The organism is Paracoccus limosus (genome assembly GCF_009711185.1).
Taxonomy (GTDB): Bacteria; Pseudomonadota; Alphaproteobacteria; order Rhodobacterales; family Rhodobacteraceae; genus Paracoccus; species Paracoccus limosus.
Map to the genome: position 1 here is coordinate 15,656 of NZ_WMIF01000029.1, position 13,078 is coordinate 28,733.

The window sequence follows — 13,078 nt, forward strand, 5'->3', positions numbered from 1 at the left end:
AGGGGCCGCGCCGGACCCGTTCGCAGCATTTCATGCCGCGCGGTCACGGCTCAACGGCCAAAGATTGCTGTCAGGGCGCCGCAAGCCGCTACCCATGGTTCGGAATCGCCGCATGATATGCGGCAGACGATCCGAGAGGCACGCATGACCCAGACAATGACTTTCCGCCCGTTCGGGGCCGAGCATCTCGACGCCGCCCTGCGCCTGTCGCGCGCCGCCGGCTGGCCACATCGGCGCGAAGACTGGGCATTGATCGCCGGGCTTAGCAAGGGCGTGGTGGCACTGGATGGCGACAGCGTGGTGGCGACCGCGCTGACCACCGCCTTTGGCGATGCCGCCATGGCCAATATGATCATCGTCGACGAGGCGATGCGCGGCCGTGGCCTTGGGCGCGAGATCATGCAGCGCGCGCTGGCGCTGGCCGAGCCGCTGGAATGGCGGCTGGTCGCCACCGCCTCGGGCCTGCCGCTGTATCAAAAGCTGGGTTTCGTCGAATGCGGGCGGGTGCATCAGCATCAGGCCGCCCTGCCCGCGCTGACCGCGCCCCGGGGCGTGCGCGCGGCGACCGCAGCCGACCTGCCCACGCTCATCGCAATGGACCGCGCCGCCACCGGCGCCGACCGCGCCGCGCTGCTGGCGCAGCTGGCCGGGTCGGGACAGATCGCGCTGGCCGAGGGCAAGGGCTTTGCCATGCTGCGCGACTTTGGCCGCGGCCAGCTGGCCGGCCCCGTGGTGGCCAGGGACGAGGGCGTGGCCCGCGACCTGCTGAGCCATCTGCTGGCCGGAAAGGCAGGACAGTTCATGCGCGTCGATACGGTGCAGGATTCGGGCAGCGCGCCCGGTCTTTCGCAATGGCTCGTCGACATCGGCCTGCCGCAGGTCGATACCGGCATCGCGATGCGGCGCGGCAGCTTGCCGCCGCAGGCCGGCGGCTTTCACCGCTTTGCCCTGGCCGCGCAGGCTCTTGGCTGACAAGAAAGGTATATCATGCTCAGCAATTCCACCATCGAACTGGACCGGGCGCATCTGGTCCATTCCGTCGCCTCGTGGCGCGGGCACGAAAAGGCGGGCGTGCGCCTGCTGTCGTCGGCCAAGGGCGCGACCGTCACAGATGCCGAGGGGCGCGAGCTGCTGGACGGCTTTGCCGGCCTGTGGTGCGTCAATGCCGGCTATGGCCAAGAGCATATCATCGAGGCGGCCACCCGGCAGCTGCGCGAGCTGCCCTATGCCACTGGCTATTTCGGCCTCGGCTCCGAGCCGGCGGCGCAGTTGGCGGCGCGGCTGGCCGATCATGCGCCCGGCGACCTGAACCACGTCTATTTCACGCTGGGCGGCTCGGACGCGGTGGACAGCACCGTGCGCTTTGCCCGCTATTACTGGCATTCCAAGGACCAACCGCAGCGCGATCAGTTCATCTCGGTGATGAATGGCTATCACGGCTCGTCGACCGTGGGCGCCGGGCTGACCGCCCTTCCGGCCTTCCATGCCGGTTTCGGCGTGCCGCTGGACTGGCAGCACAAGATTTCGTCGCATTACGCCTATCGCAACCCGGTCGGCAGCGATCCGGCAGCGATCATTGCGGCCTCGGTCGCCGAGCTGCGCGCCAAGATCGAGGCGATCGGCCCCGAGCGCGTCGCCGCCTTCTATGTCGAGCCGATTCAGGGCTCGGGCGGCGTGCTGGTGCCGCCGGCGGGCTGGGTCGCGGCCCTGCATGCGGTCTGCAAGGAACATGGCATCCTGTTCGTCGCTGATGAGGTCATCACCGGCTTTGGCCGCACCGGGCCGATGTTTGCCTGCACCGAGGAAGGCATCGTCCCCGACATGATGACCACCGCCAAGGGGCTGACCTCGGGCTATGTGCCGATGGGCGCGGTGTTCCTGTCGCAGCATGTCTATGACACCATCGCCGATGGCGCGGGTGCGGCGGCGGTCGGCCATGGCCAGACCTATTCCGCCCATCCGGTCAGCGCCGCCGTCGGGCTGGCGGTGCTGGATCTTTACGAAGGCGGGCTGCTGGAAAACGGCGTCAAGATGGGTGCGCGGCTGCTGGCCGGGCTGGAAAGCCTGTCGGATCACCCGCTGGTCGGCGAGGTGCGCGGGCGCGGCATGCTGGCCGCCGTCGAGCTGGTCACCGACAAGGCGAACAAGACGCCGCTGCCGGCCGCCGCCGCCCCTTCAAGCCGCATCTTCGACCGGGCGTGGCAGAACGGGCTGGTCATCCGCGCCTTTGCGCAGGGCGTGCTGGGCTATGCGCCGCCGCTGTGCTGCACCGAGGCCGAGATCGACCAGATCGTCGCCCGCACCCGGCTGACGCTGGACCAGACGCTGGCCGATCCCGACGTCCGCGCGGCCATGGCCTGATGGCGGTCCTGTTCCTGTCGACGCCGGAACGGGCGCAGGTGTTCCGCCGCGCCTTTGCCGAGGCGCTGCCCGATGTGGAGTTTCACGTCGGGCAGGCCCCGGACCCGGCGGCGGTGCGCTGGCTGATCACCTGGGCTGCACCCAGGGATCTGGCGCGGCGCTGGCCGAACCTGCGGCTGACCTTTTCGGTCGGGGCGGGCGTGGACCAGTTCGACCAAAGCGCGATCCCGGCCCATGTCGGTATCGTGCGCATGCTGGAGCCGGGCATCGCCGCGCAGATGGGCGAATATGCCAGCATGGCGGTTCTGGCCATGCATCGTGACCTGCCTGCCTATCTGGCCCGGCAGGCGCGCGGCGAATGGCAGGCGGGCACCAACCTGCCCGCCGCGCGCCGTCGCGTCGGCGTCATGGGGCTGGGCCGGCTGGGCCTGACGGTCATCGACCGGCTGCGCCCCTTTGGCTTTGATCTGGCCGGCTACAGCCGCAGCGAAAAGCGGATCGAGGGCGTGGCCTGCCATACCGACCTGCCCGCGTTTCTGGCCCGCACCGACATCCTGCTGTGCCTGATGCCGCTGACGCCCGAAACCACCGGCATGCTGGATGCGGCGCTGTTTGCGCAGCTGCCGCGCGGGGCGCGGCTGGTCCATGCCGGGCGCGGCGCGCAGCTGGTGACAGCGGACCTGCTGGCCGCGCTCGACAGCGGGCAGATCGCGGCGGCCATGCTGGACGTGACCGACCCCGAGCCGCTGCCGCCCAGCCATCCGCTGTGGCAGCGCCCCGAGGTGATCGTGACCCCGCATGTCGCCAGCCAGACCGACGCGGCCGAGGGCGCGGCCCATGTCATCGCCGGGATCAAGGCCGATCTGGCCGGCCACGCGCCCCCCGGCCTTGTCGATCGCGGCAAGGGCTATTGAGCGATTTCGCGAACGAGCCGCAATTCGGCATTTTATGCTGCACCCACGGCTTATTCGACGCAATGCGCGCCGGGTTCCGCCCGAAAGTAGTCGTCGATAGCAAGACTGGACGCGATCCCGGCAGCAGATCGGGACGAAAGAAAAAGCGGCATTTCATGCCGGAACACGGGGAAGACCGCAGCGCCTGAACAAGGCCGCGCCACCCTGCGAATCCCGGCGACATGAACATTTCCCGGCGGGCGCCTGGCCCGGCGGGAAGAGCTGGCCCGCAGGTCACCACCTGATCCGGGCGCCCATCAGCGCGGCACGCGCCTCAACAGGGAAGCAAGAATGACCAAGGACATCACCAACTGGACCGCTTCGGATGACTGCATGGTCGAAAGCGCCATGCGCCGGGGTGCCTCGCGCCGCGAATTGCTGCGCATGTTCATGGCGGGCGGCGTCGCCTTTGCCGCCGCCGGCACCGTGCTGGGCCGCGCCGGCGCCGCGCTGGCCGCCACCCCTGTCCGCGGCGGCCACCTGATCGGCGCCTCGGCCGCCGGCTCGACCGCCGATACGCTGGACCCGGCCAAGGCCTCGGCCCAGATCGACTATGTCCGCATCAGCTCGCTTTACAACCGCCTGACCTTCCTCAACGGCAAGGGTCAGATCGACATGGAACTGGCCGACAGCATCGAGACCAAGGATGCCAAGACCTGGACCATCAAGCTGAAAAAGGATGTGACCTTCCACGACGGCAAGACGCTGGACGCCGAGGATGTGGTGTTCTCGCTGCAGCGCCATCTGGACGAAAGCGTCGGCTCCAAGGTCAATGCCATGGCCAAGCAGATGACCGGCATCAAGGCGCTGGACGCCTCGACCGTCGAGATCACGCTGGCCGCCGCCAATGCCGACCTGCCCACGATCCTTGCGCTGCACCATTTCATGATCGTGGCCAGGGGCACCACCGATTTCAGCAAGGGCAACGGCACCGGCGCCTTCGTGCTGGAAAGCTTTGAGCCGGGCGTGAAATCGCTGATGAAGCGCAACGACAATTACTTCAAGCCCAATGCCCCCTATGTCGACAGCTTCGAATGTTTCGCCATTCCCGACGTGACCGCGCGCGTCAATGCGCTGATCTCGGGCGATGTGCATGTCGCGGCCTCGATCAAGCCGCAGGCGCTGCGTCTGGTCGAAGCTGCCGGCGGCATCGACGTGGTGCGCAACATCTCGGGCAATTACACCAACCTCAACATGCGGCTCGACATGGCGCCGGGCGACAAGGCCGCCTTTGTCGAGGGCATGAAATACCTGCTGAACCGCGAGCTGATCCAGAAATCCGTGGTGCGCGGTCTGGCCGAGATCGCCAATGACCAGCCGGTCTCGCCCTCGGACCGCTATTACAACCCCGAGGTCAAGCCGCGCGAATTCGACCCCGAGCGCGCCAAGGCGCTGTTCGAAAAGGCGGGGCTTCTGGGCCAGTCGATCCCGGTCGTCGCCTCGGACGCGGCCGATTACTCGGTCGAGATGGCCACCGTGCTGCAACAGGCCGGTTCGGCCATCGGCATGAAGCTGGACATCCAGCGCATGCCCGCCGACGGCTACTGGTCGAAATACTGGCTGGTGGCGCCGGTGCATTTCGGCAATATCAACCCGCGCCCGACGCCCGATATCCTGTTCTCGCTGCTCTATACCTCGGACGCGCCGTGGAACGAGAGCAAGTTCAGCGATCCCAAATTCGACGCCATGGTCGCCGAGGCCCGCGGCACGCTGGACGAGGCGCGCCGCAAGGAGATCTATGGCGAATGCCAGCAGATCGTCTCGGACCGGGCCGGCACCGCGATCCCGGTCTGGCTGTCGAACGTCGATGCCAAGACCAGCAAGCTGCAGGGGTTCGAAACCAACCCGCTGGGCGGCCAGATGGGCTATACCATGGCCGAACACGTCTGGTTCCAGGCCTGAGGGCACCAACCGATGCGGGCTGATCGGCCCGCATCCCTGCCGGGAAGGGATGGCGGATGAATTCACAGGTTCTCAGACTGGTCATGGGCCGGTTGGGCGTGGCGGCGGTGACGCTGCTGATCGTCTCGCTGGTGGTGTTCGGCGCGACCCAGATGCTGCCCGGCGACGTGGCCGAGATCCTGCTGGGGCAGGCCGCGACCCCCGAGGCCGTGGCCGGCCTGCGTCAGGCCATGCATCTGGACCAGCCGGCGCTGTGGCAATACGGCCATTGGCTGTGGGGGCTGGCGCAGGGCGATCTCGGCACCTCCTATGCCAATAACATGCCGGTGGCGCAGCTGATCGGCGGCCGGCTGGTCAACACGCTGCGGCTGGCCGCGGTGACGGCGGCGATCGCGGTGCCGCTGGCGCTGACGCTGGGCATCACCTGCGCCATGTATCGCGGCAGCCTTTACGACCGCGTGGTCAGCGCCGGCGTCATCGGCGTGATCTCGGTCCCGGAATTCATGATCGCGACGCTGGCGGTGCTGATCTTTGCCGTCTGGCTGAAATGGCTGCCGGCGCTGTCGCTGGGCAATGACATTTCCAGCATCGGCCAGATGCTCAGGGCCTTTGCCATGCCGGTGATCACCCTGCTGTGCGTCATCTGCGCGCAGATGATCCGCATGACGCGGGCGGCGATGATCTCGGTGCTTGACAGCCCCTATGTGGAAATGGCGCTGCTCAAGGGCGCCTCGCGCCCGCGCATGGTGCTGCACCACGCCCTGCCCAATGCCGTGGGTCCGATCGTCAACGCGGTGGCGCTGTCGCTGTCCTACCTGTTCGGCGGCGTCATCATCGTCGAGACCGTCTTCAACTATCCCGGCGTCGCCCGGCTGATGGTGGACAGCGTCGCCACCCGCGACCTGCCGCTGATCCAGGCCTGCGCCATGATCTTTTGCATCGGCTATCTGTCGCTGATCACCTTTGCCGATGTCATCGCCATCCTGTCCAACCCGAGGCTGCGCAAGTAATGGCTGTTTCTCCCCTCTCGATGCGCCGTCTGGGCTATCACGTCACCTGGACCGGCATTCTGGCGGCGCTGATCGTGCTGTTCTGGGCGGTCATCGCCATCATCGGCCCCTCGCTGATGCCGCATGATCCCGGCGAGATCGTCGATTTCGATTACTTTGGCCCGATGAGCAAGGCGCTGTGGTTCGGCTCGGACTATCTGGGGCGGGACATGGTGTCGCGCATCCTGATGGGCGCGCGCTATACGGTGGGTATCTCGCTGGCGGCGGTCTGTCTGGCCTGCGCCAGCGGGGCGCTGCTGGGCATGACGGCGGCGGTGACCGGCGGCTGGTTCGACACGCTGCTGTCGCGGTTTCTGGATGCGCTGAACTCGATCCCGTCGAAGCTGTTCGGTCTGGTCATGGTCGCGGCCGTGGGCTCGTCGATCCCGGTGCTGATCCTTGTGCTGGCGGTGATCTATACGCCGGGCAGCTATCGCTTCGCACGCGCGTTGGCCGTCAATATCAACACCATGGATTACGTCACCGTGGCGCGGGCGCGCGGCGAACGCACCCCCTATCTGATCCTGCACGAGATCCTGCCCAACATGACCGGCCCGGTGCTGGCCGATATCGGGCTGCGCTTTGTCTTTATCGTGCTGCTGCTGTCGGGGTTGTCGTTCCTTGGGCTTGGCGTGCAGCCGCCCTATGCCGACTGGGGCAGTCTGGTGCGGGAAAACATCGGCGGCCTGCCCTTTGGCGCCCCCGCCGTCATCATCCCCAGCCTTGCCATCGCCAGCCTGACGATCAGCGTCAACCTGCTGATCGACAACCTGCCCGTCAAGATCCGCGATCGGAGCGCCTGATGCCGAACCTCGTCGAAATCCGCGACCTGCGCATCGAGGCCACCTCGGACGCCGGCAACAAGCTGCAGATCATCAAGGGTGTCGATCTCGACATCGCCGCCGGCGAGATCGTCGCCCTGATCGGCGAAAGCGGCTCGGGCAAAACCACGATCGCGCTTAGCCTGATGGGCCATACCCGGCGCGGCTGCGCCATCACCGGCGGCGCCATCCGTCTGGACGGGCGCGACGTGGTCGGCATGACCGAACGCCAGCGCGCCGCCCTGCGCGGCACCGAGGTCGCCTATGTCCCGCAAAGCGCCGCCGCCGCCTTCAACCCGGCGGTGCGGCTGATCGACCAGGTGGTCGAGGTCACGCGCATCCACCGCCTGATGCCCATGGCCGAGGCCCGCAAGAAGGCCATCGAGCTGTTTCGCGCGTTGGCCCTGCCCGATCCCGACACCATCGGCCAGCGTTACCCGCATCAGGTCTCGGGCGGGCAATTGCAGCGGCTGTCGGCGGCGATGGCGTTGATCGGCGGGCCCAAGCTGGTGATCTTTGACGAGCCGACCACGGCGCTGGACGTGACCACCCAGATCGAGGTGCTGCGCGCCTTCAAATCGGTGATGAAGGCCGGCGGCATGGCCGGGGTCTATGTCAGCCATGATCTGGCCGTCGTCGCCCAGATCGCCGACCGCATCGTCGTGCTGAAGGGCGGCGAGGTGCAAGAGACCGGCACCACCGAACAGATCCTGCATGCCCCCGCCGATGCCTATACGCGCGAACTTCTGTCGGCCTTCGAGCCGGTGGCCTTTGCCCGCGCGCAGGACATTGCCCCCGCCAGGGTGCCGGTGCTGGAGATGTCGCATGTCTTCGCGGGCTACGGCCCGATCGGCCCCGACCGGATGCCGCACAAGCTGGTGCTGCGCGATGTCAGCTGCCGGCTGGATCGCGGCCGCAATCTGGGCGTGATCGGCGAAAGCGGCTCGGGCAAGTCCACCTTGGCGCGCGCCATGGCCGGGCTTTTGCCGCCGGCGGGCGGCAAGGTGCTGCTGGATGGCGCGCTGCTGGAACCCGCCGCCCATCAGCGCAGCAAGGAAGAACTGCGCCGGTTGCAGATCGTGTTCCAGCTGGCTGATACCGCGCTGAACCCGCAGCGGGCCATCGGCGACATCCTTGGCCGGCCGCTGGGCTTTTATCACGGGCTGCGCGGCGGGGCAAAACAGGCCCGCGTCGCCGAGCTTCTGGACATGGTGCGGCTGCCGCGCAGCATGATCCACCGCCTGCCGGGCGAGCTGTCGGGCGGCCAGAAACAGCGGGTGAACCTTGCCCGGGCGCTGGCGGCCAATCCCGAGGTGATCCTGTGCGACGAGGTCACCTCGGCGCTGGATACGGTGGTGGCGGCGGCGGTGATCGAACTGCTCAAGGAATTGCAGCGCGAGCTGGACCTGTCCTATGTCTTCATCAGCCACGACCTGTCGACCGTGCAGGCGATCTGCGACGAGGTCATGGTGATGAGCCAGGGCGAGGTGGTCGATACCTTGCGCGCCGACCAGTTGCCCGATGGCGCCCGCCACCCCTATTCGCGGCTGCTGTTCAGCTCGGTGCCGCAGCTCGATCCCGGCTGGCTGGACCGCGTGCCGCTGCGCGCCGGGGTTTAGGGCGCGGGCCGGGCGGCGGCCCTCGCGTTTCCCCCATCAGCGGCCCGCAGAACCTGGCGTTCTGTCTGGGCGAACGCCGCCGGCCTTTGCCGCGACGCCCCGCGCCCCTATCTTCGGTGCATGAGCAACCGGACCCAAGACCCCGCAGCCCCTTCGGGCCAGAATGCCGCCGCCGGTTTCGGTGGCGGCTTCTGTGCCTGCGGCTGCGCCCGGCATCGGGCCCAAGACTGCATCAACCATCGGCGCCGGGGCTGACACAGGCCGCCCCCATGGGCGCGAAACAAGGATCGAGAAATGAAGAAAATCGGCTTCCTGTCCTTTGGCCATTGGTCCAGTGATCGCGGCGCCGCCACCCGCAGCGCCCAGGACACCCTGCTGCAATCCATCGACCTCGCCGTCGCCGCCGAGGAACTGGGCGCGGATGGCGCCTATTTCCGCGTGCACCATTTCGCCCAGCAGCTTGCCTCACCCTTTCCGCTGCTGGCGGCAGCCGGCGCGCGCACCAAGACGATCGAGCTGGGCACCGCCGTCATCGACATGCGCTATGAAAAGCCGTTCTACATGGCCGAGGATGCCGGCGCCGCCGACCTGATCTCGCAGGGGCGGCTGCAACTGGGTATCTCGCGCGGCTCGCCCGAACAGGTGATCGACGGCTGGAAACACTTTGGCTATCGCCCGGCCGAGGGCGAAACCGACGCCGACATGGCGCGGCGCCATGCCGAGGTGTTTCTGGGCCTGCTGGAAGGCCGGGGCTTTGCCCAGCCGAACCCGCGCCCGATGTTCCCGAACCCGCCGGGCCTGCTGCGGCTGGAGCCGCATGCGCCGGGTCTGCGCGACCGCATCTGGTGGGGCGCTGGCTCGAACGCGACCGCGAAATGGGCGGCGCAGATGGGCATGCATCTGCAAAGCTCGACCCTGAAGGACGATGAGAACGGCAAGCCCTTCCACGTCCAGCAGGCCGAGCAGATCCGCTACTATCGCGAGGCGTGGAAAGAGGCCGGGCACGAAGGCACGCCGCGCGTCTCGGTCAGCCGCTCGATCTTTGCGCTGACCGACGACCGCGACCGGATGTATTTCGGCCGGGGCGGCAAGGAAGCGGACCAGATCGGGTTCATCAACGACACCCGCTCGATCTTTGGGCGCGGCTATGCCGGCGAGCCGGGGCAGCTGGTCAAGGAACTGGCCCGCGACGAGGCCATCGCCGAGGCCGATACGCTGCTGTTGACGGTGCCGAACACGCTGGGCGTGGAATACAACGCCCATGTGATCGAAAACATCCTGAAACACGTCGCGCCCGAACTGGGCTGGCGCTGACAGAACAGGCGGGCGGTCCCTTGGGCCGCCCTGTCCGCTTTCGCGTGCCCGCCCTGCGCAGGATATGCCGCCCGGACCGGCCTGCGGCGCCGTTGTCCGCGCCACAGGCGGGGCAAATCCCCTGCCTGACCTGCACTCTGCGCCTGCGGGACGAAACGGCACAAAATTTCGGCGTCGCGCGATTTGCGGCACATGCTCCTGCGGGTTCCGCCTAGCCTGAACGCGCAAGAAGGAGACGCTCATGCCCGCCCCGCTGCTCAGCATCGAGACCGCAACCGACATCCCCGTGCAGGCCGATGCCGTGGTGATCGGCGGCGGCATCGTCGGCACCTGTGCCGCCTATTATCTGGCGCAACGCGGCCTGTCGGTCGTGCTGCTGGAAAAGGGCCGGATCGGCGCCGAACAATCCAGCCGCAACTGGGGCTGGTGCCGCCAGCAGAACCGCGACGCGCGCGAGCTGCCGATCTCGACGAAAAGCCTTGCGCTCTGGGACCGGATGGCCGCCGATATCGGGCAGGATCCGGGCTTTCGCCGCTGCGGGCTGCTGTATCTGTCCAATGACGAGGCCGAGATCGCCGGCTGGGCGCGCTGGCGCGATTTCGCCCGTGGCGAAGGCGTCGTGACCCATATGCTGAACGCGCAAGAGGCGGCCGTCCGCGGCGCGGCCACCGGCCAAAGCTGGAAAGGCGGCGTGTTCTCGCCCAGCGACGGCATCGCCGATCCGGCCCGTGCGGCGCCGGTGGTGGCGCTGGGGGTGCAGAAATTCGGCGGCCGCGTCATCCAGTCCTGCGCCGCGCGCGGCATCGAGCTGGAGGGCGGCGCGGTCGCGGGCGTGGTGACCGAACGCGGCACCATCCGCACCCGCACCGTGGTCATGGCCGGCGGGGCATGGGCCTCGTCATTCTTGCGCCAGCAGGGGCTGGTGTTTCCGCAGGCCTCGGTGCGCTCGTCGATTCTGGCCGTCGGGCCGGGGGCCGAGTTGCCGGATGCGGTCCATACCAGCCGCGTGTCGATCACCCGGCGCGGCGACGGCGGCTATACGCTGGCCGTCTCGGGCGCGGCGCGCGTCGATGTGACGCCGCAGCAGGTCCGGCACTGGTCGAAATTCCTGCCGATGTTCTTCAAGCGGCGCAAGTCGCTGGCACCGGGCGGGTTGCAGGGCTGGCGCGCGGGGCATGAGACGCTGGCCCGCTGGCGGCTGGACCGGCCCACGCCGATGGAGCGGATGCGCGTGCTGGACCCGCGCCCCGACATAGCCCAGATCCAGCTGACCCTGACCCGGGCCCGCGAATTGTTCCCGGCCCTGCAAGCTCTGCCCATCAGCGCCGCATGGGCGGGCTATATCGACAGCACGCCCGACGGCGTGCCCGCCATCGGCGAGACGACGATCCCCGGCCTGATCCTTGCCGCCGGTTTCAGCGGCCATGGTTTCGGCATCGGCCCCGGCGCGGGCCATATGATCGCCGATCTGATCACCGGCCAAAGCCCGATCGTCGATCCCAAACCCTATCACCCGGCACGGCTGAACCGTTCGGTCTGGGGCAAGGTGGCCGAATTCTGATCCGGTGCTTCAACCCAGCGCCTGATTGACCAGACCAAAGGTCCGGGCCGGTCCCGCCGGCTCGGGCAGCGCCTCCAGCGCCATGCGCAGCACGGTGTCATAGCGCGTCATCCCGGCCGCCGTCAGGAAATCGCGATAGGCGCCCTGCGGTTCGCGGGTATCGACGCGCAGGAAGGCGCCGGGATGGGCGGCGACAAAGGGCCCGGTCAGGGCCAGCGCATCGGCTTCGTCCAGCGCCACGATCGGCCCGATCACCCTGCCGCGCCCAAAGGGGCGCATCAGCGAAAACCCCTCGATCCGGCCAGCGCGTTCGATCACCAGCCCTTCGGACAGGGCCAGCACCGTCTCGATCACCGCCCGGCGCGACAGGCCCATCGCCGCCTCGTCCAGCGCAAGGATGGCGGCGCGGTCTTCGGGGCGCATCGGGCGGGCGTGGCAGGGGAAGTCCGGGCAGGCGGTGATGATGCCGTTCATTTGACTGACCTCGGCCAGCGTCCTGAACCCCAGCGAGACATACAGGCGATAGGCCTCTTTCGTAGCGTTCAGCACCCGCGCCCGCCCCGCCGTTTCCGACAGGATCCGGCCCATCAGCCAGCGCCCGGTGCCGTTTTCCTGCAGTTTCGGCGAGGTGATGACCATGCCGACCGAGGCGACGTCTTCGGACAGCGGAAACCACATGGCCGAGCCCAGCACCCGCCCGATCGGATCGCGCGCGACCCAGCCCCGGCCCAAGGCCAGCGCCATCGCCCAGTCATCGGCGCGATGCGGCCAGCTGACCGAGACCGACAGCTCGTGCAGGCGCGGAATATCCGCGACCGTCATCGGACAGCATTCAAGCTGATAGCCGCCGATCTCGACCGTGGAAGAGATGTCCATGTCAGCCCCTGCGCAAGTGGATCCTGCCCCATCCTAGGGGTTGCGGGCCGGGGCGAAACTGCTGAATCCCGCCGCGAAACAGAATAGCCTGCCGTTTCGGCGCCTTTGCCCGGCCTGCGGCGGGTGGCGCAGGCCGGGCATTGGCCGGGGGCGCGCTATTCGACCGCCGACTTGATCGCGGCAAAGACCTGATCGGCGAATTCGCCCAGCGCGCCTTTTTGCGCACGATAGTCGATGCCCTGCACCACGCTGACCGTGGTGTCGCCGACGGCGATGCATTGCACGACAAAGGCCCCGCGCGGGGCCGCGCCACCGCTGACGGTCACCAGCTGGCCGGGATAGCTTTGCGTCACGCCTTGCAGCCCGGCGCTGGCGGCGGCATCGGCGACGGTCTTGCCGCAGGTCTCGATACTGAGCCGGGCGGCGGGGGTGCGCTCGACATGATAGGTCAGGCTGAAATCGGTGTCCTGCGCCAGCGCGGGAAGCGCGAGCCCGATTACGGCGGCGGCGGCGAGGGCGAAATGCGAATGCTGCATGGAAAATCTCCGTTACCTGAGAACAGGCGGGATGATAGCCCATCGGGTGACGCCGTCATCTTGCGGCATTCCGCATCGGCGGGAAT

General features: G+C 67.9%; 11 protein-coding genes. 9 read left to right on the plus strand and 2 right to left on the minus strand.

The features are described 5' to 3' along the window. Positions 1 to 144 precede the first annotated feature (144 nt). The 9 genes from GL279_RS16120 (at position 145) to GL279_RS16160 (ending at position 11,580) form a co-directional block, all read left to right on the plus strand. Complete coding sequence (locus tag GL279_RS16120; protein ID WP_155065637.1) at positions 145 to 972, plus strand: GNAT family N-acetyltransferase; 828 nt, start codon at positions 145 to 147, stop codon at positions 970 to 972. Between the two features lie 15 nt (positions 973 to 987). Further along, positions 988 to 2,361, plus strand: a complete 1,374-nt coding sequence (locus GL279_RS16125) for an aspartate aminotransferase family protein (RefSeq protein WP_155065638.1) — start codon at positions 988 to 990, stop codon at positions 2,359 to 2,361. After that, the gene (locus GL279_RS16130) at positions 2,361 to 3,275 is read left to right on the plus strand and encodes a 2-hydroxyacid dehydrogenase (RefSeq protein WP_155065639.1); all 915 of its coding nucleotides are present in this window, start codon (positions 2,361 to 2,363) and stop codon (positions 3,273 to 3,275) included. The genes GL279_RS16125 and GL279_RS16130 overlap by 1 nt, the downstream gene beginning before the upstream one ends. Positions 3,276 to 3,605: 330 nt before the next feature. Further along, positions 3,606 to 5,216, plus strand: a complete 1,611-nt coding sequence (locus GL279_RS16135; protein WP_155065640.1) for an ABC transporter substrate-binding protein — start codon at positions 3,606 to 3,608, stop codon at positions 5,214 to 5,216. Positions 5,217 to 5,272: 56 nt separating this feature from the next. Further along, on the plus strand, positions 5,273 to 6,226 hold the full coding sequence (locus tag GL279_RS16140) for an ABC transporter permease (RefSeq protein WP_155065641.1): 954 nt from the start codon (positions 5,273 to 5,275) through the stop codon (positions 6,224 to 6,226). Beyond that, positions 6,226 to 7,068, plus strand: a complete 843-nt coding sequence (locus GL279_RS16145; RefSeq protein WP_155065642.1) for an ABC transporter permease — start codon at positions 6,226 to 6,228, stop codon at positions 7,066 to 7,068. The genes GL279_RS16140 and GL279_RS16145 overlap by 1 nt, the downstream gene beginning before the upstream one ends. Further along, positions 7,068 to 8,705: an ABC transporter ATP-binding protein gene (locus tag GL279_RS16150; protein ID WP_155065643.1), complete on the plus strand. Its 1,638-nt coding sequence runs from the start codon at positions 7,068 to 7,070 to the stop codon at positions 8,703 to 8,705. Before GL279_RS16145 ends, GL279_RS16150 begins: the two co-directional genes overlap by 1 nt. A gap of 294 nt (positions 8,706 to 8,999) precedes the next feature. After that, the gene (locus GL279_RS16155) at positions 9,000 to 10,019 is read left to right on the plus strand and encodes an LLM class flavin-dependent oxidoreductase (protein ID WP_155065644.1); all 1,020 of its coding nucleotides are present in this window, start codon (positions 9,000 to 9,002) and stop codon (positions 10,017 to 10,019) included. 241 nt (positions 10,020 to 10,260) lie between these two features. Beyond that, the gene (locus GL279_RS16160) at positions 10,261 to 11,580 is read left to right on the plus strand and encodes an NAD(P)/FAD-dependent oxidoreductase (protein WP_155065645.1); all 1,320 of its coding nucleotides are present in this window, start codon (positions 10,261 to 10,263) and stop codon (positions 11,578 to 11,580) included. A gap of 9 nt (positions 11,581 to 11,589) precedes the next feature. Here GL279_RS16160 and GL279_RS16165 read toward each other — a convergent pair whose 3' ends face one another. Both GL279_RS16165 and GL279_RS16170 read right to left on the minus strand, forming a co-directional pair. After that, the gene (locus GL279_RS16165; protein ID WP_155065646.1) at positions 11,590 to 12,456 is read right to left on the minus strand and encodes a GNAT family N-acetyltransferase; all 867 of its coding nucleotides are present in this window, start codon (positions 12,454 to 12,456) and stop codon (positions 11,590 to 11,592) included. Positions 12,457 to 12,611: 155 nt separating this feature from the next. Continuing rightward, positions 12,612 to 12,992, minus strand: coding sequence for a DUF6180 family protein (locus tag GL279_RS16170; protein ID WP_155065647.1), 381 nt, complete (start codon positions 12,990 to 12,992; stop codon positions 12,612 to 12,614). Positions 12,993 to 13,078 lie beyond the last annotated feature (86 nt).

Excerpts from the sequence above, each read along its gene's own strand:
- GL279_RS16155 (WP_155065644.1), top strand. The coding sequence starts at position 9,000 with ATGAAGAAAATCGGCTTCCTGTCCTTTGGCCATTGGTCCAGTGATCGC.
- GL279_RS16125 (WP_155065638.1), top strand. The coding sequence starts at position 988 with ATGCTCAGCAATTCCACCATCGAACTGGACCGGGCGCATCTGGTCCAT.
- GL279_RS16120 (WP_155065637.1), top strand. The coding sequence starts at position 145 with ATGACCCAGACAATGACTTTCCGCCCGTTCGGGGCCGAGCATCTCGAC.
- GL279_RS16150 (WP_155065643.1), top strand. The coding sequence starts at position 7,068 with ATGCCGAACCTCGTCGAAATCCGCGACCTGCGCATCGAGGCCACCTCG.
- GL279_RS16145 (WP_155065642.1), top strand. The coding sequence starts at position 6,226 with ATGGCTGTTTCTCCCCTCTCGATGCGCCGTCTGGGCTATCACGTCACC.
- GL279_RS16170 (WP_155065647.1), bottom strand. The coding sequence starts at position 12,992 with ATGCAGCATTCGCATTTCGCCCTCGCCGCCGCCGCCGTAATCGGGCTC.
- GL279_RS16140 (WP_155065641.1), top strand. The coding sequence starts at position 5,273 with ATGAATTCACAGGTTCTCAGACTGGTCATGGGCCGGTTGGGCGTGGCG.
- GL279_RS16165 (WP_155065646.1), bottom strand. The coding sequence starts at position 12,456 with ATGGACATCTCTTCCACGGTCGAGATCGGCGGCTATCAGCTTGAATGC.
- GL279_RS16130 (WP_155065639.1), top strand. The coding sequence starts at position 2,361 with ATGGCGGTCCTGTTCCTGTCGACGCCGGAACGGGCGCAGGTGTTCCGC.
- GL279_RS16135 (WP_155065640.1), top strand. The coding sequence starts at position 3,606 with ATGACCAAGGACATCACCAACTGGACCGCTTCGGATGACTGCATGGTC.
- GL279_RS16160 (WP_155065645.1), top strand. The coding sequence starts at position 10,261 with ATGCCCGCCCCGCTGCTCAGCATCGAGACCGCAACCGACATCCCCGTG.